The following is a 24,485-nucleotide window of genomic DNA, read 5'->3' as shown; positions in this document are numbered from 1 at the left end:
GATGGCCAGCGAACTTCCGCCCGAGCGCATTCCCGTCATCGTCGGCGTCGGCGAAATCGCCGACCATCCGATCGACCTCGCGCAAGGGCTGGAGCCGCTGGCGCTGCTGGAAGCCGCGGTGCGGCGCGCCGGCGACGACAGCGCCACGAGCCTCGTCGGCGACATCGACTCGCTCGACGTCGTCAACTTCCTGAGCTGGCGCTATCACGCGCCGGAGCAGCAGCTCGCCGCAAGGCTCGGTGTCGCGCCGCGGCATTGTTACTATGGTCCGGTCGGTGGCGAGAGCCCGATCCGCTTCATCCACGAGGCGGCGCTGCGGATCGCGCGCGGCGAGGCCAATGTCGCCGTGGTCTGCGGCGCCGAGGCGCAATCGACCGCCACCAAGGCGGCGCGCACGAAGCTCGATCTGCCGTGGACGCCGTTCGCGAGCGACGTCCCCGAGCCGAAGCGCGGCGCGGCGTTCCAGAAGCCGATCGCCACGCAGCTCGGCGTGGCGCGGCCGATCACCGTGTATCCGCTGTACGAGGCAGCCACCGCGGCGCATTGGGGCCAGACGCCACGGCAGGCGCTCGATGAATCCGGCGTGCTGTGGTCACGCTACGCGCGGGCGGCCGCCGACAATCCGAACGCCTGGATCAAGCGCGCCTTCGCACCAAGCGAGATCACCTCGCCATCGCCCGACAACCGGCTGATCGCATGGCCCTACACGAAGCTGATGGTCGCCAATCCCAGCGTCAATCTCGGCGCCGCGGTGCTGCTGACCTCGCTGGCGAAAGCGCGCGAGGCCGGCATCGCCGAGGAGAAACTGATCTACGTTCATGGCGGCGCCTCGGCCGAGGAGCCGCGCGATTATCTCGCCCGCGATCAGTTCCACCAGAGCCACGCCCAGAACGCGGTGCTGGAGACGATCAAGACGCTGGTCGGCGGCGACGGCCGCGCCTTCGACGCGATCGAATTGTATTCCTGCTTCCCGGTAGTGCCGAAAATGGCGCGGCGCACGCTGGGGCTCGGCGACGACGTAGAGCCGACGGTGACCGGCGGCCTGACCTTCTTCGGCGCGCCGCTCAACACCTACATGACCCACGCCGCCTGCGCGATGGTGCGCAAGCTGCGCGGCGGCGCGCAATTCGGCCTGCTGTATGGACAGGGCGGCTTCGTCACCAAGCACCACGCGCTGGTGCTGTCGCGGACGCCGAAGCAGGAGGCGCTGAGCGAGAGCGTCAGCGTGCAGGCGCAGGCCGATGCGGCTTACGGCGATGTGCCGCCGTTCGTGACGGAGGCCTCGGGCGACGGCGCGGTCGAAACCTTCACGGTGATCTACAACAGCCGCGGCGATATCGAGCACGGCGTCGTGATGCTGCGCAACTCGGACGGCGCGCGCGCGCTGGCGCGGGTGCCGGCGCAGGATCAGGCGACGCTGGCGGTGCTGACGAACATGGACCGCAGCCCGGTCGGTTCGCGCGGCGCGATCTCGACGGCGGCCGATGGCGTGCTGGAGTGGCGAACAAGTTAGCCGCCGTCATCCTGAGGTGCTCGCCGCCTTCGGCGAGCCTCGAAGGATGATAGACGCGAGTGCCTGCGGCTCGTCCTTCGAGGCGCGCGGAAGAGGGCGCGCGCACCTTCAGCCTCTGACTCAAAATGAGAGCAACAAGATCAGGCCCTAAAGTTCGTCATTGCGAGGAGCGAAGCGACGAAGCAATCCAGACTCCTGTGCTCGGCACGCTGGATTGCTTCGCTTCGCTCGCAATGACGGGGATAGGGCGTTGATATTGCGGCCTGCATTTCCGGTCAGGCTCTCGGGATGACGGTTTGCGTGCCGCAAGTCCGCGTGGCCGCATCCTTCGAGGCGCGCAAGAGCGCGCACCTCAGGATGACGCCGCCGGGCGGGATCGCTGCGCGATCGTTGCTACCCCTTCACGTCCTGCTTTTCCGACGCGGTGGTCGGCTTGCCGGTCTTGCCTGCATCATTGCCGACGACGCGGACTTTCTCGCCGTCGGCGATTCCATCCGGCGGCGCGACGATGATGCGGTCGTCGGGCGACAGCCCCGAGGCGAGTTCGATTTCGCGGCCGAGATCGCGCGCGATCGTCACGGTCTTGAGCTGCACGCGATCGTCGGGGCCGACGACCGCGACGCGCAGCCCGCTGCGGTTGAACATCAGCGCGCTCGCCGGGATGTGCAGCGACACGCCGTCGCGCACGAGGCCGAGCTTCACATTGGCGTAGCCGCCCGGCATCAACTCGCCCTTGGCGTTGTCCAGTGCGAGCTGCATTCGCGTGGTGCCCGAAGACACATCGACCGCCTGCGACGAGGCCTCGACCGTCGCCGGGAAGCTGCGGTTCGGATATTCCGGCAGCGTGATCACCGCTTTGGCGCCGATCCGGACCATCGGCACATAGGTCTGCGGCACGTTGACGTAGACGCGTAGCTTCGCAATGTCCGACACCACGAACATCGCCGGCCCGGCGCTGGAGCCGGCGCTGATCAGCGCGCCGACATCGGTGTTGCGCTCGGTGACGACGCCGTCGAACGGCGCGGTGATCTTCTTGTAGCCGGCCAGCGCTTCCAGCCGCTCGACATTGGCCTCGCCGGAATTCACCGCGGCCTTCTTGTTGGCGAGGTCGGCGGTTCGCTCGTCGATCTCCTGCGCGGAGACGAAGTTCGACGCAAGCAGCGTCTTGCGGCGGTTGAGCGTCGCCTCGGACAATCGCGCGCTGGCCTGCTGGCTGGCGAGATCGGCGCGCGCCTGCAGCAATTGCTGATCGAGGTCGGGCGCCTCGACCTCGGCGATCACCTGCCCGGCCTTGACCTTCGCGCCGATGTCGGCGCTCCAGCTCTTCACATAGCCGGAGACGCGGGCGTAGATCGGCGCGCGCGAATAGGCCTCGAGCCGGCCCGGCAGATCCAGCGTGTTGGTCAGCACCTTGCCGTCGGGCCGGGTCACCGCGACGCTGGAGATCGCCTGCTCGTCGGTCCAGTTGCGCAGATCGGCATCGCTCTTCTCGCGCGCATTGATGCCGGTGACCACGACGGCGACCGCGGCGCAGGCGAGCAGAATGCCGGCGATGCCGAGCCCGCGTCGGGATTTTCGCGGCGGGGCGTCAGTGGACATGCGACATCTCCGGGGCAGGCTCGGCGTCTTGCGCCGGCTGCTTCTTGTGAACCATGCTGAACACCACTGGCACGAACATCAGTGTCGCGATGGTAGCAAAAATCAGGCCGCCGATCACGGCGCGGCCGAGCGGCGCGTTCTGCTCGCCGCCTTCGCCGAGTCCGAACGCCATCGGCGCCATGCCGATGATCATCGCCAGTGCCGTCATCAGCACTGGACGGAACCGGACGAAGCCGGATTCCAGCGCCGCCTGCACCGGATCGCCGAGCGCGGCATAGCGCTCGCGCGCGAACGAGATCACCAGCACGCTGTTGGCGGTGGCCACGCCCATGCACATGATGGCGCCGGTCAGCGCCGGCACCGACAGCGTCGTGCCGGTGGCAAACAGCATCCAGACGATGCCGGCGAGCGCCGCCGGCAGCGCGGTGATGATCACGAACGGATCGGCCCAGGACTGAAAATTGACCACGATCAGCAGATAGATCAGCACGATCGCGCCGAGCAGGCCGAACAGCAAACCGGAAAACGCGCTGTTCATGGTTTCGACCTGGCCAAGCAGAACCACAGACGAGCCTTTCGGCACCTCGGCCCTGGTGTCGTCGATCACCTTGCGGATGTCGGCGGACACCGCGCCGAGATCGCGGCCCTGCGTGGTGGCGAAGATCTGCACCATCGACTGGATGTCGTATTGTGAGATCACCGCGTTGCCGGCCGAGCGCTTGATATCGGCGAGGCCACCGAGGATCGGCGCGTTGGCGCCGGCGCTCCCGGTGGCCGAAATCGGGATCGTCTCGAGCTTGCCCAGCGAGTCGATCTGGTATTGCGGGGTCTGCATCACGATGGAGTACGACACGCCATTGTCGGGGTTGAGATAGTAGGTCGGCGCCACCTGCGACGAGCCGGCGAGATTCACCACCAGGCTGTTGGTGACGTCGCGCGTCGTCAGCCCGACATATTGGGCGCGGGTGCGGTCGACGTCGATGTTGAACATCGGGTTGTTAGGCGATTGCTGAATCCGCGCATCGGCGACGCCGGGAATCCGCTTGATCTTCGCCAGCAGCTTGCCGGCGTATTCGAAATTCGCCGGCAGGTTGGCGCCGCGCACCTGCAGGTCGATCGGCGCCGGCGCACCGAAATTCAGGATCTGGCTGACGATGTCGGCGGGCAGGAACGCGAAGCTCATGCCGGGAAACTGCCTCGGCAGTTGCTCACGCAGAGCACGGACGTAGGTTTCGGTCGGCTCGTGCTCGCCCTTCAGCTTGATCTGGATATCGCCGTCCTGGGTGCCGATCACGCCGGTGTTGTTATAGGTCAGATTGATGCCGGAGATCGGCATGCCGATGTTGTCGGTCATGGTTTCGATCTGATCCGGCGGGATGATCTTGCGGATCGCCTTCTGCACCTCGGCGAGCTGATTGGCGGTTTCCTCGACGCGGGTGCCGACCTGGGTGCGGACGTGCATCAGGATCTGGCCGGAATCGACCGACGGAAAGAAATTGCGCCCGAGATACGGCACCAGCGCGAAGGACACCGCAACGACGCCGAGGAAGCCCGCGACGAACAGCCTGCGGTGCCCCATCGCCAGCGTCAGCAGATCGCCGTAGCCGTGGCGGAACCGCGCGAACAAGCCTTCGAAACCCTGCTGGAAACGAACCAGCGGATTGCGCGAACGCTGCTTGCCGTCGAGGCTGCCGTGGTGCACATGCGGCTTCAGCAGATATTTCGCCATCGTCGGCACCAGCGTGCGCGACAGGATAAACGACCAGATCATCGCGAACATCACCGCTTCGGCCATCGGCACGAACAGGAAGCGCGCCACGCCCTCGAGGAAGAACATCGGCACGAACACGATGCAGATGCACAGCAGCGAGACGAAGGCCGGCGTCACGATCTGCCGGGCGCCGTCCATGATCGAGGTCTCGACCTCCTTGCCCTGCTCCAGATGCCAGTTGATGTTCTCGATCGTCACCGTGGCGTCATCGACCAGGATGCCGACCGCGAGTGCGAGGCCGCCGAGCGTCATGATGTTCAACGTCTCGCCGATCGCCGACAGCATGACGATGGCGCCGAGCACCGACAGCGGAATCGACACCGCGATGATGATGGTCGAGCGCCAGCTGCCGAGGAACAGCAGGATCATCACGCTGGTCAGCAGTGCCGCGATCACGCCCTCGACCGCGACGCCGGTGATGGCGCCGCGCACGAACACCGACTGGTCGCCGATGAAGGCGATCTTCAGTTGTTCGGGCAACGCGTCCTTGACCTCGGCGACTTTGCGCTTGATGCCCGAAATGATGTCGAGCGTCGACACCGCTCCCGCCTTCAGCACCATCATCAGCACAGAGCGGTTGCCGTCGACGTGAACGATGTTGGTCTGCGGCGGGTTGCCGTCGCGCACCGAGGCGACGTCGCGCACATAGACCATCGCGCCGTTGACGGCCCTGATCGGCAGATTGCCGAGATCGGCCATCTGCTTCGGCGAGTTGTTGAGCTGAATGACGTATTCGAACTCGCCGATCTTCTGGGTGCCTACCGGCGTGATCAGGTTTTGTGCAGCGAGCGCGTTGGCGACGTCCTGCCCGGACAGGCCGCGGGCCTGCAGCGCGGCGGGGTCGAGATCGATCTGGACCTGACGCTGCTTGCCGCCGAACGGCCACGGGATCGCCGCGCCCGGCACAGTGACGAGCGGCGTGCGGAGCTGATTGATGGCGAGGTCGGCGAGGTTCTGCTCGGTCAGCCCGTCGCCGGACAGCGCCAACTGGATGATCGGCACCGTCGAGGCCGAGTAGTTCAGGATCAGAGGCGGCGTCGCGCCGGGCGGCATCTGCCTCAGCATCGTCTGCGAGATCGCCGTCACCTGGGCGTTGGCGGTGCGGATGTCGACGTTGGGCTGGAAGAAGATCTTGACGATGCCGAAGCCGTTATACGAATTGGCGACGATGTGCTCGATGTCGTTGACCGTGGTGGTCAGCGCGCGCTGGAACGGCGTGGTCATGCGGCCGGCCATCTGGTCCGGCGGCAGGCCGGTGTATTGCCAGACCACGCCGATCACTGGGATGCGGATTTCCGGAAAGATGTCGGTGGGGGTGCGCAATGCGGCGAGCGGGCCGACGATCAGCAGGAGCAGCGCGAGCACCACGAAGGTGTAGGGCCGGCTCAGTGCGATGCGGACCAGCGATATCATCCGTCAGCCGTTCCCGATGCTATTGCCGCAGACGGCGATCCGCGCCGCTACGTTCTGATCTACCTGAACACACCCGGGATCGCCAAGCTGCTGCAACGCACAAGCTCCCTGCAGAGATCGAATAGCAGCGTATTTCGGGCGGTCGCGGATGGATGGTCACGACAGATTGATCGTAAGCGGAGAGAGTCCGGGACGGCGCCCCGCCGATCAGGAGAGCGGAGCGTGGAAACCGAGGGAACTCGCGGATGCGTCAGCGCGGCGGCGGGTCGCCGAAACGTGAAGTTCGGCGGACCGGCGATCTTGCGTGATCAGGCTCGAATTCCACGTCGCGACACAACGACGGCTTCGAGTTCAGGCAGCGTAGGGCGCGAACCAGCCGAGTCCGTCCAGCGTCGGCCCGCGCGGCCGATATTCGGCGCCGACGAAGCCGGCATAGCCGAGCCGGTCCAGTTCGTCGAACAGGAAGGGATAGTTCAGTTCCTCGCCGTCCGGCTCGTTGCGCGACGGCACGCTGGCGATCTGGATGTGGCCGATGATCGGCATCATCTCGCGCAGCCGCATTGTGACGTCGCCGTGCAGGATCTGGCAGTGATAGATGTCGAACTGCAGCTTCAGGTTCGGGATCTGCAATTCGCCGATCAGGTCACGGGCGAGGGCGAAATCGCCGAGAAAATAGCCCGGCACGTCGCGCGTGTTGAGCGGCTCGATCAGCACATCGATGCCGTGCGGCGCGAAAAAATGCGCCGCCACCGCGAGTGATCTGCGAAACGCCAGCGCCGCTTCGCCGTCGTGACGATCTGCGATCCCGGCCATCAGATGCACGCGTTTCGCGCCGGTTGCCAGCGCATAGGGCAGCGCGGTGTGCAAGCTCTGCTGGAGCTCTGCGAACTTCTCCGGCCGCGCCGCAATCCCCTTTTCGCCGGCCGCCCAGTCACCGGGCGGCAGATTGAACAGTGCCTGCGTGAGGTGATTGCGCTGCAGCCGCTCGGCGATGGCGGCAGGCTCGAACTCGTAGGGAAATTGAAACTCGACCGCATCGAAACCCGCCGCCCGCGCCGCATCGAAGCGGTCGAGAAAGGCGTGCTCGGTGAACATCAGGCTGAGATTGGCAGCAAAGCGCGGCATGTTGAGCGTCCCTCGGCATCCTTGGAGGCTCAAGAGATACGATGAATTGCAGCAGCCGTCATTGCAAGCGCAGCGAAGCAATCCAGGACCAGATGCACGGGACTTCTGGATTGCTCGTCGCTCTGCTCCTCGCAATGACGCGGAGAGATGGAGACTCAGCTCGGAGGTAAAACCCGCAGCAACTCAGCTAAAGGCCCAGATACGCCTTGCGGACATCCGGATTGTCCATCAACTCCGCGGACTTGCCCTGCATCAGCACCCTGCCCGTCTGCAGGATGTAGGCGCGGTCGGCGATTTCGAGGCATTCGGCCATGCGCTGCTCGACGATCAGCACGGTCATGCCGGCGTCGCGGATCTTCTTCACCGACTGGAAGATCTCGCTGACCAGCTTCGGCATGATGCCCTGCGACGGCTCGTCGAGCATCAAGAGCCGCGGCCGCGTCATCAAGGCGCGGCCGATCGCCAGCATCTGTTGCTCGCCTCCGCTCAAGGTTTCGGCGCGCTGCTCGAGCCGCTCCTGCAGCCGCGGGAACAGGCTGAAGACGAACTCGAGCGGCTGCTCGCGGTCCGGCTTGCCGCGGAACAGATAGCTGCCGAGCCGCAGATTGTCGTGCACTGACAGCCGCGGAAACAGCCTGCGGTTCTCCGGCACATAAGCGATGCCGCGCGCAGTGATGAGATGCTGGGGCGTCCCGTCGATGCGCTCGCCGTCGAACGACACCTGGCCGGAGCGCGGGCGCTCGGCACCGGCGATCGATTTCAGCAATGTCGACTTGCCCGCGCCGTTGGCGCCGGCGACGCAGACGATCTCGCCCTTTTCGACCTCGATCGAAACCTGCGAAATCGCGACCAGCCCCTTATAGGCGGTGGTGACCTCACGCACCGACAGCATGGCGATCCCCGAGATAGGCAGTGATGACTTTCGGATCGCGCACGACGTCGGCCGGCTTGCCTTCGACCAGCACCTTGCCGAGATCGAGCACGATGGCGCGATCGACCAGCGGCATCACGATTTCCATGACGTGTTCGACCATCAGCACGGTGACGCCGGTGTCGCGGACGCGACGGACCAGCTCGACGCCGGTCTGCGCTTCGGTCGGCGTCAGCCCGGTCAGCACCTCGTCGAGCAGCAGCAGCTTCGGCTCGGTGGCCAGCGCGCGCGCGACTTCGAGGCGGCGTTTCTCGGACGGGATCAGCTGGTTCGCCAGAATGTCGGCGCGCGCGTCGAGGCCGCAGAAGGCCAGCACCTCGTGCGCCTTGCGACGGGCCTCGCGCATCACCGTGGTGCGGATCAGGGCGCCGACGATGACGTTGTCAATCACCGTCATCGACTCGAAACTCTTCACCACCTGGAAGGTGCGGGCGATGCCGCGCGCGCAACGCGCCGTGGCCGGAAGCTTCGTCACGTCCTCGCCGTCGAAGATGATCGAGCCCTGCGTCGGCGGCAGCACGCCGGCGATCAGGTTGAACAGCGTCGACTTGCCGGCGCCGTTCGGGCCGATCAGCCCGACGATCTCGCCGCGGCCGACCGAGATCGACACGTCGCTGTTGGCGATCAGGCCACCGAAACGTTGCCACACGCCGCGGGTTTCCAGCAGAGGCGCGGTCATTGCGGCGCTCCCTTCGAGGCGGGCCGCCGCGAGAACAGTCCGATCAGGCCCTCCGGCCGCGCCAGCGAGATCAGCACGATCACGGTGCCGTAGAGAATGAGATCGACGCCCCGTCCGGAGCCGCCGATGAAGGAGCGCGTCAGTTCGGTCAGCGGGATCAGGATCACCGCGCCGAGCACCGGGCCCCACAGCGTGCCGATGCCGCCGAGCACCGCCGGCAACGCCATCAGCAGCGAGAACTGGAACGTCATCACGCTTTCCGGATCGATGTAGGACACGAACATCGCGTAGAAGGCGCCGCCGATCGCGGTGAGGAAGGCGGACACCGCGGCGGCGCCCATCTTGGAGTTGAACACCACCACGCCGAGGCTTTCAGCGGCTTCCGGATTGTCCTTCACCGCGCGCCACCAATAGCCCCATTTCGAGTTCTCCAGCCACCACGTCACCAGCCAGGCGACACAGCAGAACACCAGCGCGAAATAGTAGTAGGGCAGCTTGCTGCGGGTGAACTGGAATTTGGCCCAGCTGTCGCCGCGCACCGGGATGTCGATGCCGAGCGCGGCGCCCGCCCAGTCCCAATTGTGGAACAGCAGGAAGCCGATTTCGGCGATCACGATGGTGGCGATGACGAAGTAATGGCCGCGCAGGCGGAACGTCGGATAGCCGAGTGCCAGCGCGATCACAGCGGAAATCAGGCCGCCGCCGAGCATCCCGAACCACGGCAGCACGCCGAATTTGGTGAACAGCAGCGCCGTGGTGTAGGCGCCGAGCCCGAAATACAATGCGTGGCCCAGCGAGATCTGGCCGCAATAGCCGCCGAGGATGTTCCAGGCCTGCGACAGCGCCGCATACATCAGGGTGAGCACCATGATGTTCTGGACGTAGACGTCCTTGACGAACAGCGGCACCAGCGCCGCGATACAGGCGAGCACGGCGGCGACGATGAGATCGCGGCGGCGGCGTTGGGCGTGTGCCTGGTCCATCAGATCGATCCGAACAGGCCACGGGGCCGAATGAAGACGACGAGCAAATAGACGGCGTAGATGCCGACCGCTTTCAGCGACGGCGGCATGATCAGCGCGGTGGTGGCCTCGACGAGGCCGACGATGATGCCGCCGGCGAAGGCGCCGAACACGCTGCCGAAGCCGCCCAGCGCCACGGTGACATAGGCTATCAGCGCGAACGAGGCGCCGACGTCGGGATAGATGTAGAAGAACATCGCCATCACCGCGCCGGCGAGGCCGACCAGCGCCGAGCCGAGCCCCCAGCCGAGCGCGAACACCCGGTTCTTGTCGATGCCGACCAGCGCCACGGCGCCGGCGTCCTCGCGGGTCGCCTCCAGCGCGCGGCCGAAATCGGTCTTCTTGATGAAGAAGTACAGCGCGCCGAACGCCGCCAGCGACACCAGCGCGCCGACCAGCTGCGGCACCGGCAGGAAGATGCCGCCGAACGAGATCGTCTTGCCGCCGAGCCAGGAGACGTTGATGCTGCGATAGTCCGGCGTGAAGAAATACTGCGCCAGACCCCGCATCAGGATCGCGAGGCCGAAGGTGGTGAAGATCTGCACCATGCCGATATTGGCTTTCGCCCGCATCGCGAAGCGGATGACAAACAGGTAGGCCACCGCCCCGAAGACGAACATCGCCGCACCGACCAGCGGCGCGGAGAGCAACGGGTCGATCGCGAAGAACGCGAACAGGAAGAACGAGATGTACATCGCCAGCATCAGGAATTCGCCGTGGGCGAAATTGGTGACGTCCATCAGGCCGAAGATCAGCGCGAGTCCGACTGCGACCAGGCCGTACAGCAGCCCCATCAGCAGGCCGCTGGCCAGGGACTGGATGATGGTTGCGGTGGTCAAATAAATGCTCCTGAACAAGAAGAAGCGGGCTGCCGTCATTGCGAGGAGCGAAGCGACGAAGCAATCCAGCGGCGCCGTACTCGGAGCTTCTGGATTGCTTCGCTGCGCTCGCAATGACGGCGAACGGCGGCGAGCCGTCGCCTACGGCATCGGCCAGATCGCCTCGGCGACCGCGGCCTGCTCCGGGAAGATGGTGACGAACTTGCCGCCGACATATTGCAGCAGCACCGGGTCGGCGAAGGTGTTCTGGCCTTCGGCGTCGAACTTCACCTGCTTCCACGGCATGATGGTCTTTTCGCCCGGCATGTCGGTCGCGACCAGCGCCTCGCGGATCTTCTCGCCGTCGGTCGATTTGGCGCGGTTGATGGCGTCGGCCATCACGATCAGGCCCATGAATTGCCGCGACGAGTAGTCGTTGAAGTCCTTGCCGGAGTTGGCCTTGTACATCTCGTTGATCTTGCCGACCATCGGCCGCTTGGCGGCGAGATCGAGCGAGAACGAGCCGCGCGAGATCACGCCCGGGATCTTGTCGCCGACCGCGTCGTACAGCGCCTTCTCGGAGAAGCCGGCGTCCTGCGCGACGATGTTCTTGGCCTTGTAGCCGAGTTCACCCATGGTGCGGATCAGAAGAATAGCGTCGGTGGTGTAGCTCGACGGCATCAGCACGTCGGCGTCGGCGGCCTTGAGCTGCTGCACCTCGGCGGTCAGCGACGGCGAATTGGCGCGGTACTTGATGTCGGCGACGACCTTGTAGCCGCGATCCTTGGCGAGCTTGAGCTGGGCGTTCGCCGAATCGGTGCCGAAAATGGTGTCCTCGTGGAACAGTGCCAGCGTCTCGATCTTCTGGCCCTTCTTCTTCAGCGCATCGAAGAAATCGAACATCGCCTGCGAGAACATCTCGTCGTGCGGCGCGGCGCGGAAATAGTATTTGAGGCCGCGGCGATGCAGGCTCGGCGACGAATTGTCGGCCGACAGGAACGGCACCTGATAGCGCTCGCAGATCTGGCTCACGGTGACGGCGACCGCGCTCTGATACGTGCCGACGATGGCGCTGACCTTTTCCTGCGTGATCAGGCGCTCGGCCTCGGCGCGGCCCTTCTGCGGATCGGCCTGGTGGTCGGCGAAGACGAGGCGCACCTTGGCGCCGCCGAGCCCGGGCAGGCCCTCGTCGCGCGCCAGCGGCAGGTCGTAATCATATTTGTTGTTGATCAGTTCGGCTGCAGTCTGAAACGCCTTCTGGGCGTCGACGCCGATCTGGGCGCTGGCGCCGGACAACGGATAGATCACACCGATCACGACTTCCTTGGCCTGCGCGCGCGCGGCCGTTCCGAACGGTAGCACCGCGGCGCTGGCGGCGCCTCCGATCACGAGATGACGGCGATTGATCTTCATGGCTTATTCCTTTGCTACCAGCGCTGATGGTCAAGGGATCGAAATCAGTGGGCCTCAGAGCACCGCAAGGTGCTTGTTCTTCAGGTCGGTGACAAGCATCAATCCGGGCGCGTGGGTGATGGCGAACGGCACCTTCGCCGCTGCGATGACCGCCTGCGGGGTGACGCCGCAGGCCCAGAACACCGGCAATTCGTCGTCCGCGATCGGCACCGGATCGCCGTAGTCGGGTTTGGCGATGTCGGCGATGCCGATCGACTGCGGCAGGCCGATATGCACCGGCGCGCCGTGGACCGACGGAAAGCGCGAAGTAATCTGCACGGCGCGGATCGCGTCCTTGGGCTTCATCGGGCGCATCGACACCACCATCGGCCCCGCGAACGGACCGGCCGGCGCGCATGGGATGTTGGTGCGATACATCGGAACCCGCACCTTGCAATCGATGTGCCGGATCGCGATGTCGTCCGCCAGCAGCGCTTCCTCGAACGAAAACGAGCAGCCGATCACGAAAGTCACCAGATCGTCGCGCCAATGCGCCATCACGTCGGTCGGCTCCTCGATCACCTCGCCGTCGCGCCACACCCGGTAGCGCGGCAGATCGGTGCGGATGTCGAGATCGACGCCGAGCGCGGGGATCATCGGGTTGCCGACATCGGACATGCCGATGATCGGGCACGGCTTCGGATTGAGCTGGCAGAAGCGATGAAAGGCGGCGGCGAATTTCTCAGGCAGGATGGCGAGATTGCCCTGGACGAAACCCGGCGCGATACCCGCCGTGGTGTCGGCCTGTCCGGCGCGGCAGGCGAGCCGGGCCTGGTGCGAGGCGAGTGCCCGGTCGCCGGCGTCGAACTGCTGATTTGCCGTAAAAACAGTCATTCTTTCGCCCTGCCTAGTCTCTCGACAGCAATGGAGCGCAAGCCTAATATAATGTCTAATCTTTGTTTCTGATCAGAAATGATAAATTCCTGTTATCTCTTGAAGAGGAGTCGCCGGATGGTTGACTTCAAGGCGCTCGAAACCTTCCTGTGGGTCGTCACGCTCGGCAGCTTTCGCGGCGCGGCGCAAAAACTCAACACCACCCAGCCGGCGATTTCGCAACGGATCGCTCAACTCGAACGCGAGCTCGGCGTCCGGCTGCTGCAGCGGGACCATCGCATGGCGTCGCCGACTCCGAGCGGACGGCAACTGATGCTCTACGCCGAGAAGCTGATCGGGCTCCGCACCGAGATGCTGGCGGCGGTGGGCGATCAATCGAGCATGCGCGGCGTGTTGCGGCTCGGCGTCGCCGAAACCATCGTGCACACATGGCTGCCGCGGCTGATCGAGCGGGTGAACCGGCTGTATCCGAACCTGTCGCTGGAGATCGAGGTCGACATCACCCCGAATCTGCGCGCGCGGCTGCTGGCGCAGGAGATCGAACTGGCGTTCCTGCTCGGCCCGATGACGGCGTCGACGGTGCGCAGCCGCGTGCTGTGCGACTACGCGATCGGCTTCCTGGCGAGCCCGTCGCTCGGGCTCGGCACCGGACCGCTGAATGTGAACGATCTCGCCAGGTTTCCGATCATCACCTTCCCGCGCAAGACTCAGCCTTATGAGATCGTGCGCTCGCTGTTCAACAAGCCGGAACTGCCGCCGATCCGGCTGCACGCCTCGGCATCGCTCGGCACCGTCATTCACATGGCGATCCAGGGTCTCGGTGTGGCTGTGATTCCGACCGCGATCGTCGAGGACGAACTCGCCGACGGCCGGCTGCAATTGCTGCAGACCGATCTGAAGATTTCGCCGCTGCGGTTCTCGGCGAGCTGGCTCGCCTCGCCCGACACGATAGCGATCGAACGCGTCGCCGAACTCGCCGCCGAGATCGCTCACTCCGGCGGCTTCATGCCGGAGGCGTCCAATCTGGCCCCAGACATTCTGCCGGCGGAAGAGCCAGTGGCAGGTTGACGCGCGGCGCCCGGCGTTGAACTCTCGGGTCCTTTCTCGCGCCGTTGCGCGCCGCTCGTCCGGAGATCGCATGACCAAGCCTGCCTCGAACCTGCAGATCGATTCCTCGCGGCTGTGGGAGACCATCCACACCACCGCGCAATTCGGCGCCACGCCGAAGGGCGGCGTGCGACGGCTGACGCTCGGGCCGGAGGACAAGCAGGTCCGCGACTGGTTTCGAACCGCCTGCGAAAAGGCCGGCCTCGAGGTGCAGGTCGACGGGCTCGGCAACATGTTCGCGCTGCGCCGCGGCCGCGACATGTCGAAGCCGCCGCTCGGGCTCGGCTCGCATCTCGACACCCAGCCGACCGGCGGCAAGTTCGACGGCATCCTCGGCACCCTCGCCGCGCTCGAAGTGATCCGCACCCTGAACGACGCCGGCATCGAAACCGAGCTGCCGCTCTGCGTCACCAACTGGACCAACGAGGAAGGCTCGCGCTACGCCCCGGCGATGATGGGATCGGCCGCCTTCGTCGGCGACTTCACGGTCGACGACATCCTCGGCCGCAAGGATGCCGCCGGCATCAGCGTCGCCGAGGCGCTAGACAGCATCGGCTATCGCGGCGACCGGCCGGTCGGCGCGCAGCCGTTCAGCGGCTTCCTCGAACTGCACATCGAACAGGGCCCGATCCTCGAAGCCGAAGGCAAGACCATCGGCGTGGTCGAGAACGGCCAGGGCGTGCTGTGGTACGACGGCAAGATCACCGGCTTCGAGAGCCACGCCGGCTCGACGCCGATGAACCTTCGCCGCGACGCGTTGGCGACGCTGTCGGAAATCGTGCTGGCGATCGAAGCCATCGCGGTCGAACTCGGCAACGCGGTGGGCACCGTCGGCGAAGCCGTGATCGCCTCGCCCTCGCGCAACGTCATCCCCGGCGAGATCGCCTTCACCATCGATGCGCGCAGCGCCGACGCGGCGATCCTCGCGCAGCTCGACGAGCGCATCCGCGCCGCGGCGGCCGGAATCGCGGCGAAGCGCAAGGTCGAGGTCGCGCTCGATCTGGTCTGGCGCAAGGAGCCGACGCATTTCGACAAAACGCTGGTCGGCGCGGTCGAGAGCGCGGCGAACGCGCTCGGCTACGCCAGCCGCCGCATCACCTCGGGCGCCGGCCACGACGCTTGCAATCTCAACGCCAAGGTGCCGACGGCGATGATTTTCGTGCCGTGCAAGGACGGCGTCAGCCACAACGAGCTCGAGGACGCGACGCAGACCGACTGCGCCTCCGGCGCCAACGTGCTGCTGCACACGGTGCTGTCGCTCGCGGGCGTCGCGAAGTAACACGGCGACCGGATCGGAGAGACACATGCACGCGGTGTTCGTCGACGCCAGCGAAACGCTGGCGATGATCATGGAAGCTCAGGCCCTGCCGGACGATCCGCCAATGGTGATCCATCGCGATCCCGACGTGACGCCGGAGGAATTGCCCGGCGTGCTCGCCGGCGCCGAGATCGCGATCATCGATCACACTTACCTGCCGACCGCGATCGCGCGGCAATGCGCCGGCCTGAAGCACGTGGTGTTTCTCGGCACCGGCGCACGCAGCTACATGAACATCGAGGAATTGGCCGAACTCGGCATCACGGTGCATCTGATCCGCGGCTATGGCGATACGGCCGTTGCCGAGGCGACCATCGCGCTGATGTGGGCGGCCGCGCGAAACCTCGCGCTGATGGACCGCGAGATGCGCGCCGGCCAATGGATGCGCGAGGACGGCATGCAGCTCACCGGCAAGACCCTCGGCCTGATCGGATTCGGCGGCATCGGCGCCGAGGTCGCGCGGATCGCGCATGGCTCCGGCATGAAGGTGATCGCCTGGAATCGCACGCCGAAGCCGACGCCCGGCGTGACTTTCGTCGACATCGAAACGCTGCTGCGCGACAGCCACGTCGTCTCGTTACACCTGCTGCTCGACGACGAAACCCGCGGTTTCCTGTCGCGCGAGCGCATCGCCGCGATGCGGCCCGGCGCGATCCTGGTCAACACCGCGCGCGCCGGCCTCACCGATGAGGCGGCGATGATCGATGCACTGCGATCCGGCCATCTGCGCCACGCCGCGCTCGACGTGTTCGAGATCGAACCGTTGCCCGCCGATCATCCGCTGGCGACGCTGCCCAACGTCACGCTGTCGGCCCACTCCGCATTCCGCACGCCGGAGGCGAGTGACAACCTGATCGCCGCATCGCTCGCCCATTGCCGGCGGATCGCGTCAGTGGAGTAGCTAACAAGCTCCCGCGACCCGGGGGCGGCAATTAGCTACCAGGATTCGCGCGGCGCGCTGCTCACGGGCCGTGATCCGGATCAAGGCCGGATCGACCATCCGCATGCGACACTTCCGCGTCAGCAGAGGAGGTGCACATGAAGGACTGGTTTGCGGCTTGTGCCGTCGGGCTCGTGATCATCGTCGGCTCGGCCGCCGGACTGGGCGGAACGGTAGCCTTCCTGCTGGCATTCGGGATCGCCTGGTATCTCCTCGCAGCACGCGACATCGGCTTCGCGGCAGCTCGCAACGCGCTGGACATCAAGCTCCTGCCGCCGATTTGGCGACGCGGCAACTGGATGTGGCTCGACACATTGTTCGGAGACGGCGACAAGCTGCTGAAGGCGGCGACGGTCGCACTCGCAGTGACCGGCGCGGGATTGATGTTCAGGGCGGACATCGTCTACGGCGTCGCCCTGCTGATCGCCGCGTTCTACGTCTCCGAAATCCTGCGCGGAACCCGGACGCCACCACCCCGTGGGGTGCGAATTCCCGATGCCGGCGCACATGGCGTGCTGATCGAGACCGCTCCAGCCATTGCGCCGCCGACGTCGGCGCTCGCCGCGCCGGCGACCACGGTCCTTTCCGCGATCGTTGCGCCGCCGATCATCCCCGCCGCGACCAGCCGCGTGCTCGTCGTCCGCGCACGCGAACTACGCAAGCCGGTGGTGCTGAAGCAGCGTCCCATCGGCCGGCGCCCCGACCCGAAGCGGACGAAGCGTCCTGCGCGCGACAGGTCCAAGCAGCCACAGCCACAATTGCCGAGCCGCAAGCCGGACCATCCGATCGCGATCCGCCGTCGCAAACCGCAGCGGCGAAGGCCGCTGCTCCGTCGGCGGACGATCTGCAAGCCGTCCACCCCGGTCGGCCGACGTAGCCAGAGACCGGTCAACGCCATCCGGCGTTAGCAGCGCACGTCCCTACTCCACCATCTCCGCCACAGCTTTGCCGCAAGCCGTCGTGTCGGCCTGACCACCGAGATCGCGGGTGCGCAGCGTGCCCTCCGCCAGCGTGCGCTCGATCGCCCTGACGATCGCATCGGCGGCGTTCTTCTCGCCGAGGTGCTCGAGCATCATCGCGCCGGACCAGATCATCCCGATCGGATTGGCAACGCCCTGCCCTGCGATATCCGGCGCCGAACCGTGCACCGGCTCGAACACGCTCGGGAAATCACCGTCCGGATTGATGTTGCCCGACGGCGCGATGCCGATCGTGCCGGTGCAGGCCGGACCGAGATCGGACAGAATGTCGCCGAACAGATTGGAGCCGACGACGACGTCGAACCAGTCCGGATGCAGCACGAAATGCGCGGTGAGAATGTCGATGTGATACTTGTCCCACTTCACGTCGGGATAGGCCTTGGCCATCGCCTCGACCCGCTCGTCCCAATACGGCATGGTGATCGAAATGCCGTTCGACTTGGTCGCCGACGTCAAATGCCGCTTCGGCCGCGACTGCGCCAGCTCGAAGGCGAATTTCAGGATGCGGTCGACGCCGGTTCGCGTCATGACCGTCTGCTGGGTGACGAATTCGCGCTCGGTGTCGGGAAACATCCGGCCTCCGACCGATGAATACTCGCCCTCGGTGTTCTCGCGCACCACCCAGAAATCGATGTCGCCCGGCTTGCGTCCGGCGAGCGGCGACGGCACGCCCGGCATCAGCCGCACCGGGCGCAGATTGACGTATTGATCGAACTCGCGGCGGAACTTGATCAGCGATCCCCACAGCGAGATGTGATCCGGGATCTTCTCCGGCCAGCCGACCGCGCCGAAGAAGATCGCGTCGTGGCTGCCGATCTTGTCCTTCCAGTCGTCCGGCATCATCTGGCCGTGCTTTTCATAGTAGTCGTAGCTGGCGAAGTCGAAATGATCGAATCTCAGCTTGACGCGATGTTTTTTCGCGGCGGCTTCGAGCGCACGAAGCCCTTCCGGCATCACCTCCTTGCCGATGCCGTCGCCGGGGATGACCGCGATCCGGTATTCGTCCTTCTTCTTCATGTCCTGGTCCATCGCGTGAGTGCGCCGATCTCGAAAACCGAGCAGAGCACAAGCATGTGGACCAAACGCCGCCGGCGATCAACGCTGCACCGCACACATCCAACCCTGCGAGCGTGGACCCGGCGCTTGCGCAGAGCAGCCATGACGCCATCGATGGCCACGTCGTAACGTGCTGGGCCCCGGCTCGCCGCGAGAGCCATCGCCGCGGCGGCACAAGGTCGCGTTTTGATCCAGCGCAAGCGCATCGCCCGAAGGCGCGGCGTATCAGAACACAAAAGCCGCCAATCCGGAGACGAAGGCCATGGACAAGCTCGCACCGCCCGCCAACGAGCCGATGCCGGGTCTTCCATCACTGACCCACGTCAGGCCCGACTTCATCTGGGGCGCGTCGACGGCGAGCTTTCAGATCGAGGGCGCGGCCAACGAGGATGGACGCGGTCAAAGCGTCTGGGACACCTATTGCCGCACCGGACACGTCGCCAACAACGACACCGGCGACGTCGCCTGCGACCACTATCATCGCTACAGGGAAGACGTCGCGCTGATGAAGGCGCTCGGCCTGCAGGCCTATCGCTTCTCGGTGGCGTGGCCGCGCGTGCTGCCGCAAGGCACCGGCGCGGTGAACGAGGCCGGCCTCGCCTTCTACGACCGGCTGATCGACGAGCTCGAGGCCGCCGGAATCCAGCCGTGGCTGTGTCTGTATCACTGGGATCTGCCGCAGGCGCTCGAAGATCGCGGCGGCTGGCTCAATCGCGACATCGTCGACTGGTTCGCCGACTACGCCCGGCTGATCGGCCAACGCTACGGCCGCCGCGTCAAGCGCTTCGTCACCTTCAACGAACCCGGCATCTTCAGCCTGTTCGCCCGCTCTTTCGGCACCCGTGACCGCAGCGCCGACGACAAGCTGCATCGCTGGATCCACCACGTCAATCTCGCCCACGGCGCGGCAGTCGATGTGCTGCGCCAGACCGTCGCGAACGCCGACATCGGGCTGGTCACCAACTATCAGCCGATCTATCCGTCGACCGACAAGCCCGAGGACATCGCGGAAGCCGCGCTGATCGGCGATTACTGGAACCGGGCGTTCGCCGATCCGCAATATCTCGGCGAGTATCCCTCGCTGATCCGTGACGCCATCGCGCCGCACGTCCGGGCGGGCGACATGGAGCGGATTCATCGCCCGCTCGACTGGTTCGGGCTTAATCATTACAGCCCGGTCTATATCAACTCCGCCCCCGACGCGATCATCGGTCTCGGCTGGGGCGCCAAGCCCGACGACATCCCGCGCACGCCGATCGACTGGACCATCGAGCCCGCCGCCTTCCGCGACACGCTGATCGAAGTCAGCCGCCGCTACGGCAAGCCGGTCTACGTCACCGAGAACGGCTACGGCAGCAACATCGAGAAACCCGACGATACCGGCGCGGTGATAGATCCCGGCCGCATCGCCTTTCTGCGCGACTACATCTCCGGCCTCGATGCGGCGATCGCCGCGGGCGCCGATGTGCGCGGCTATTTCGTCTGGTCGCTGCTCGACAATTTCGAATGGGAGTCGGGCTACAAGGTCCGCTTCGGCCTCATTTATGTCGACTACGCGACGCAGCGACGAATTCCGAAATCGTCGTTCCGCTGGTACGCCGACGTCATTCGCCAGGCCCGCGGCGGGACGACAACTTAAGCGCCCGCGCTCAGCGCGGCAACGGCTCGGCTGCTTCCACCGGCGCGGGGCTATCATCCGGCATTCTGTCGATCGCGGCCAGCAGCGCCGCGACGCGGTTGGCCGATGAGCGCCAGTCCGCCAGCCGCTGATAGTTGTCGACCAGCCAGTTCACCGCGCCCTGCACCGTGACGAACGCGGCCGCGCTCTGCGTCACCTCGCCGAGCGACATCGCGCCGCTGAGATATTTCGGAAAGCACAGGAAATACGCCACCACAGGCGCGAACAGGAAGTTGCCGTGCGACACCAGCGTCATGTCGACCAGTTGCCAGCATAGATCGCGCCACGATCGCAGCACCGCCTGGAGGCGTCGCTCGAGCCTCGCCATCCACCCCGCTTCGTCCGCCTCGGTCGCCGGATGGCAGCCGCGCAGCACCTCGGCGGCGGCGCGGAACTCGGCCTCGTTCTGATTGCGCTGCTCGCTGATGCTGGTCATCCGGCGTCCGAACCACAGCATCAGCGCGGTCATCAGCGTCGAATAGCCGATCACGCCGAGCACCAGATAACCCGGAATCTCCATGCGAGAGCCGAACGGACTGACGACGATGCTGCCGCCGACGCTCCACAGCACGCTGAAGAACGTCAGGGCGGTCAGCACCGAGGACAGGAAGGCGAGGATCAGGTCGACCGGCGCATCGGTGGCGACGCGGACATCCTCGGCCAGGCGATATTCGGGATTCTCGGCGCCATGATCATGGCCGTCCATCGGCTCGTCGTGGCGCTTGAGCGACCATTTTGCCAGGATGGAACGGGTCATGGATTCGCGCCAATGGCGCTGCCCGGTCATCCGCGCCCACACCGAGGTCGCGGCCAGGCAAATGCTGGTACAGGCCAAGGCCAGAAACACGAAAGTTTGAGTCCAGAGTTCGGCCCCGTCGCGCCGCTCCAGCGCATCGAAGAAGTGCCGATTCCACAGGTTGAGATAGAATTGCACGGTCAGTTGGGCCAGCACGACGGTGATCAGCAAGGCGATCAGGCCGGTCACCCGGGGCGTGCCGCTGAGCCAGAACCGGTGCGACAATTGCCAGAACCCGGACAGGTTGTGGCCGTTCGAGTCGTTATGTGAGAAGAGACCCATGGCGCGATATAAGGCCCGAACCGGTGACTTGAAAAGCAGGTCGGGCTACCCAATGCGTCGTAGTCGGATGGCGTCACGCGCCCGCCCTGCCTTGCACCCGCATGGCCGGCCGATCAAGTCAGGAGAGACCACAGGATGGCGGCACACCACGAGCTGATTCAGGCGACGGCCTGCAGGATCGTCGACCAACTCCGAAGCGGCGAGGTCACGCCGCTCGATCTGCTCGACGCGCTGGAGCGGCGGATCTCCGAGGTCGACGGCGCGGTCAATGCGTTGCCGACGCTGTGCTTCGATCGCGCCCGCCGCCATGCAGCCGAGTTGATGAAGAAGCCGCAATCCGAGCGCGGCGTGCTCGCCGGCCTGCCGGTGCCGATCAAGGACCTCACCGCGGTCGAAGGCGTGCTGACGACCCAGGGGTCGCCGATCTTCAAGGACCACGTTCCGACCCGCTCCGACCTGATGGTCGAGCACCTCGAAGCCAGTGGCGGCGTGGTCTACGCCAAATCCAACACCCCGGAATTCGGCGCCGGCGCCAACACCTTCAACGAGGTGTTCGGGGCGACGCGCAATCCGTGGGATCTGTCGCGATCGGCCGCGGGTTCATCCGGCGGTGCCGCCGCTGCGCTCGCGAGCGGCACCGCGTGGCTCGCGCACGGCTCGGACATGGGCGGCTCGCTGCGCAACCCGGCGAGCTTCTGCGGCGTGGTCGGCCTGCGGCCGAGCTTCGGCCGTGTCGCGCACACGCCGGCGGCGAAGATCGACCGTAATCTCGGCGTGCAGGGCCCGATGGCACGCAATGTCGAGGACGTCGCGCTGTTGCTCGACGCGATGAGCGGCGAGCACGCCGCCGATCCGCTGTCGCTGCCCTCGCCCGCCTCGTCGTTCCTCACCGCGGCGCGGTCGCGCGCCAGGCCGCTGCGCGTGGCCTTCTCGCCCGATCTCGGCATCACGCCGGTCGATCCGGAAGTCGCCGCGATCACCCGCAAGGCGGCCGAACGCTTCGCCGAGGCCGGTGTGATCGTCGAACAGGCGCAGCCCGATCTCTCCGAGGCGCACGAGTGCTTCCACGTGCTGCGCGCCTTCGACTTCGCGATCAGCAAGGCCGAGTTGCTGCGCACCAAGCGCGACCTGCTGAAGCCGGAAGTGATCTGGAACATCGAGCAGGGCCTCGCGCTCAGCGTCGACGATCTCGCCCGGGCCGAAGCCCAGCGCGTGGCGATGGCGGCGCGCACCATCACGTTCTTCGAGACCTACGATCTGCTGCTGTGCCCGGCGACGATCACCGCGCCGTTCCCGGTCGAGCAGCGCTACCTCGCCGAATGCAACGGCCACAAATTCGACAACTACGTCGAATGGCTCGGCATCGTCTACGCGATCACGCTGGTGTGCTGCCCGGCGCTGTCGCTGCCCTGCGGCTTCACGTCGACCGGCCTGCCGGTCGGACTGCAGATGATCGCACGGCCGCGCAACGAGGCCGGCCTGCTCGCCGGCGCCGCATTGCTCGAAGACGTTCTCGGCCTGCGCGGCAGCACGCCGATCGATCCGCGGCCTGCTCCCGCGAGCCTCTGAGCCGCTCACGGGACACTGGCGGACGTGACGCGCTGTGCTAGTCTCGGCGCGTCACGATACTCACAGATCCGCCGCCAAGGCGGACGACGAGGAAACGCCGCATGTCCGAAATGCTCACCATCCATGTCGATCAGGACAAGTGCCAGGGCCATGCGCGCTGCAAGGCGCTGGCGCCCGAATTGTTCGATCTCGACGACTACGGCAACGCTCACGAAAAAGGCGACGGCGTCGTGCCGGCCGACCTGATCGACAAGGCGTGGCTGGCAAAATCCAACTGCCCGGAAAACGCGATCGACATCACAGAAGACTGACCTCGTTCATTCAAGTCGCGGCGCAGACCGTGACGCCTACGAAAACCGGAGGGAGAACGCGCAATGACCGAGCGAGCGCCTGTGACCGATTGGGCCCGCGACTTCGACCACACCGACCCGCGCTGGACCGAGAACCCCTATCCGATCTGGGACGAACTGCGTGCTGCGAGCCCGGTCGTTCACACCGACCGCTTCCTGGGCGTCTATATGCCGACCACCTTCGCGGCGGTGAAGGAGATCTCCTACGACACCGATCATTTCTCGTCGCGCCGCATCATCGTCCGCAACAGCCGGCCCGAGCCGGTGCAGTCGTCGCCGCCGATCACGTCCGACCCGCCGGAACACAAGCCGGCCAAGCGCCTGCTGCTGCCGCCGTTCACGCCCGACGCGGTCGCCAGGCTCGAGCCGCGGGTTCGCTCGATCTGCAACGAACTGATCGACGGCTTCATCGCGGACGGCCGCTGCGACGCCGCGAAGGCCTACAACAAGCACATCCCGGTCAAGACGATCTGCCATATGCTCGGCATTCCGGAGACCGACAGCGACCAGTTCATCCAGTGGATTCACGAGGTCCTCGAACTCGGCATCCACGACGACGCGACACTGATGAAGGCGCTGCAGGAGATGAGCGTGTACTTCGCCGGCCACATCGCGGCGCGCAAGAACAAGCCGAGCGACGATCTGATCACCACGCTGATGAATGCGCGCGACGCCGACGGCCAGCCGCTGTCCGATATCCATGTGCTCGGCTCGCTGCGGCTGCTGCTGATCGCCGGCATCGACACGACGTGGAGCGCGATCGGCGCAGCGCTGTGGCATCTGGCGGCGCATCCCGAGGATCGCGCGCGGCTGATCGCCGAACCGGAACTGATGCCGACCGCGATCGAGGAATTCCTTCGCGCCTATGCGCCGGTGACGATGGCGCGCGAGGTGATGAAGGAGACCACGATCGCCGGCTGCCCGGTCAAGCCCGGCAACATGGTGTTGCTGTCGTTCCCCGCCGCCAACCGCGATCCCGATGTCTTTCCCGAGGCCGATCGGGTCAAGATCGATCGCAAGGAAAACCCGCATGTCGCGTTCGGGCTCGGCATCCATCGCTGCGTCGGCTCCAACCTGGCGCGAATGGAGATGACGGTCGCGATCGAGGAATGGCTGAAGCGGATTCCGGAATTCACGCTCGATCCGACCGAGCCGGTGCGGTGGTCGGAGGGGACGGTGCGGGGGCCCCGGCAACTCCCGCTGCTGTTCGGTCGACCGGGCCGATCGGCGTGATATAGAACACCGTGACGTC

At 65.8% G+C, this 24,485-nt stretch carries 20 protein-coding genes; 9 read left to right on the top strand and 11 right to left on the bottom strand.

Annotated elements, in window-relative coordinates:
• Window position 1 precedes the first annotated feature (1 nt).
• Window positions 2-1,513, top strand: coding sequence for an acetyl-CoA acetyltransferase (locus ACTZWT_RS09545; protein WP_444769437.1), 1,512 nt, complete (start codon window positions 2-4; stop codon window positions 1,511-1,513).
• A 393-nt stretch (window positions 1,514-1,906) separates the two neighbouring features.
• Here ACTZWT_RS09545 and ACTZWT_RS09540 read toward each other — a convergent pair whose 3' ends face one another.
• The 9 genes from ACTZWT_RS09540 to ACTZWT_RS09500 form a co-directional block, all read right to left on the bottom strand.
• Window positions 1,907-3,112, bottom strand: a complete 1,206-nt coding sequence (locus tag ACTZWT_RS09540; RefSeq protein ID WP_444769436.1) for an efflux RND transporter periplasmic adaptor subunit — start codon at window positions 3,110-3,112, stop codon at window positions 1,907-1,909.
• On the bottom strand, window positions 3,102-6,296 hold the full coding sequence (locus ACTZWT_RS09535) for an efflux RND transporter permease subunit (RefSeq protein ID WP_444769435.1): 3,195 nt from the start codon (window positions 6,294-6,296) through the stop codon (window positions 3,102-3,104). Before ACTZWT_RS09535 ends, ACTZWT_RS09540 begins: the two co-directional genes overlap by 11 nt.
• Before the next feature lie 351 nt (window positions 6,297-6,647).
• Window positions 6,648-7,421, bottom strand: coding sequence for a 2-oxo-tetronate isomerase (gene otnI, locus ACTZWT_RS09530; RefSeq protein WP_444769434.1), 774 nt, complete (start codon window positions 7,419-7,421; stop codon window positions 6,648-6,650).
• A gap of 187 nt (window positions 7,422-7,608) precedes the next feature.
• The gene (locus ACTZWT_RS09525) at window positions 7,609-8,313 is read right to left on the bottom strand and encodes an ABC transporter ATP-binding protein (protein WP_444769433.1); all 705 of its coding nucleotides are present in this window, start codon (window positions 8,311-8,313) and stop codon (window positions 7,609-7,611) included.
• The gene (locus ACTZWT_RS09520; protein ID WP_444769432.1) at window positions 8,297-9,031 is read right to left on the bottom strand and encodes an ABC transporter ATP-binding protein; all 735 of its coding nucleotides are present in this window, start codon (window positions 9,029-9,031) and stop codon (window positions 8,297-8,299) included. Before ACTZWT_RS09520 ends, ACTZWT_RS09525 begins: the two co-directional genes overlap by 17 nt.
• Window positions 9,028-10,014, bottom strand: coding sequence for a branched-chain amino acid ABC transporter permease (locus tag ACTZWT_RS09515; protein WP_444769431.1), 987 nt, complete (start codon window positions 10,012-10,014; stop codon window positions 9,028-9,030). Before ACTZWT_RS09515 ends, ACTZWT_RS09520 begins: the two co-directional genes overlap by 4 nt.
• Entirely contained in the window at window positions 10,014-10,892 is an 879-nt protein-coding gene (locus tag ACTZWT_RS09510; protein ID WP_444769430.1) for a branched-chain amino acid ABC transporter permease, read from the bottom strand. The genes ACTZWT_RS09515 and ACTZWT_RS09510 overlap by 1 nt, the downstream gene beginning before the upstream one ends.
• A gap of 141 nt (window positions 10,893-11,033) precedes the next feature.
• Window positions 11,034-12,284 carry an ABC transporter substrate-binding protein gene (locus ACTZWT_RS09505; RefSeq protein WP_444769429.1) on the bottom strand — a complete coding sequence of 417 codons (1,251 nt, stop codon included), beginning with the start codon at window positions 12,282-12,284 and terminating at the stop codon, window positions 11,034-11,036.
• Window positions 12,285-12,338: 54 nt separating this feature from the next.
• Entirely contained in the window at window positions 12,339-13,157 is an 819-nt protein-coding gene (locus ACTZWT_RS09500; RefSeq protein ID WP_444769428.1) for a putative hydro-lyase, read from the bottom strand.
• A gap of 117 nt (window positions 13,158-13,274) precedes the next feature.
• Between ACTZWT_RS09500 and ACTZWT_RS09495 the strand changes: the two genes are divergently transcribed.
• The 4 genes from ACTZWT_RS09495 (at window position 13,275) to ACTZWT_RS09480 (ending at window position 17,430) form a co-directional block, all read left to right on the top strand.
• Window positions 13,275-14,225 carry a LysR family transcriptional regulator gene (locus ACTZWT_RS09495; RefSeq protein WP_444769427.1) on the top strand — a complete coding sequence of 317 codons (951 nt, stop codon included), beginning with the start codon at window positions 13,275-13,277 and terminating at the stop codon, window positions 14,223-14,225.
• A 70-nt stretch (window positions 14,226-14,295) separates the two neighbouring features.
• The gene (locus tag ACTZWT_RS09490) at window positions 14,296-15,543 is read left to right on the top strand and encodes a Zn-dependent hydrolase (RefSeq protein WP_444769426.1); all 1,248 of its coding nucleotides are present in this window, start codon (window positions 14,296-14,298) and stop codon (window positions 15,541-15,543) included.
• 25 nt (window positions 15,544-15,568) lie between these two features.
• Window positions 15,569-16,483 carry an NAD(P)-dependent oxidoreductase gene (locus ACTZWT_RS09485; RefSeq protein ID WP_444769425.1) on the top strand — a complete coding sequence of 305 codons (915 nt, stop codon included), beginning with the start codon at window positions 15,569-15,571 and terminating at the stop codon, window positions 16,481-16,483.
• A gap of 137 nt (window positions 16,484-16,620) precedes the next feature.
• Window positions 16,621-17,430, top strand: coding sequence for a hypothetical protein (locus ACTZWT_RS09480; protein ID WP_444769424.1), 810 nt, complete (start codon window positions 16,621-16,623; stop codon window positions 17,428-17,430).
• 12 nt (window positions 17,431-17,442) lie between these two features.
• On the opposite strand, the gene ACTZWT_RS09475 is transcribed toward ACTZWT_RS09480, so the two are convergent.
• The gene (locus ACTZWT_RS09475) at window positions 17,443-18,519 is read right to left on the bottom strand and encodes a tartrate dehydrogenase (protein ID WP_444769423.1); all 1,077 of its coding nucleotides are present in this window, start codon (window positions 18,517-18,519) and stop codon (window positions 17,443-17,445) included.
• A gap of 301 nt (window positions 18,520-18,820) precedes the next feature.
• Between ACTZWT_RS09475 and ACTZWT_RS09470 the strand changes: the two genes are divergently transcribed.
• Window positions 18,821-20,197 carry a GH1 family beta-glucosidase gene (locus ACTZWT_RS09470; protein ID WP_444769422.1) on the top strand — a complete coding sequence of 459 codons (1,377 nt, stop codon included), beginning with the start codon at window positions 18,821-18,823 and terminating at the stop codon, window positions 20,195-20,197.
• A 10-nt stretch (window positions 20,198-20,207) separates the two neighbouring features.
• Here ACTZWT_RS09470 and ACTZWT_RS09465 read toward each other — a convergent pair whose 3' ends face one another.
• A complete protein-coding gene (locus tag ACTZWT_RS09465) occupies window positions 20,208-21,314 on the bottom strand; it encodes an SbmA/BacA-like family transporter (RefSeq protein WP_444769421.1) in 1,107 nt (368 codons plus the stop codon).
• A gap of 135 nt (window positions 21,315-21,449) precedes the next feature.
• Between ACTZWT_RS09465 and ACTZWT_RS09460 the strand changes: the two genes are divergently transcribed.
• From ACTZWT_RS09460 to ACTZWT_RS09450, 3 genes are all read left to right on the top strand, one after another.
• Window positions 21,450-22,883, top strand: a complete 1,434-nt coding sequence (locus ACTZWT_RS09460) for an amidase (RefSeq protein ID WP_444769420.1) — start codon at window positions 21,450-21,452, stop codon at window positions 22,881-22,883.
• Window positions 22,884-22,984: 101 nt separating this feature from the next.
• Window positions 22,985-23,194 (top strand): ferredoxin, encoded by a 210-nt coding sequence (locus ACTZWT_RS09455; RefSeq protein WP_011442509.1) that lies wholly within the window; start codon window positions 22,985-22,987, stop codon window positions 23,192-23,194.
• 63 nt (window positions 23,195-23,257) lie between these two features.
• On the top strand, window positions 23,258-24,466 hold the full coding sequence (locus tag ACTZWT_RS09450; protein ID WP_444769419.1) for a cytochrome P450: 1,209 nt from the start codon (window positions 23,258-23,260) through the stop codon (window positions 24,464-24,466).
• The last annotated feature ends 19 nt before the right edge of the window (window positions 24,467-24,485 follow it).

This window comes from Rhodopseudomonas sp. NSM (assembly GCF_052445935.1).
In the GTDB taxonomy this organism is placed as follows: Bacteria; Pseudomonadota; Alphaproteobacteria; order Rhizobiales; family Xanthobacteraceae; genus Rhodopseudomonas.
Note: the sequence above shows the minus strand (reverse complement) of the source record. Positions and strands in the feature narration are given on the sequence as shown.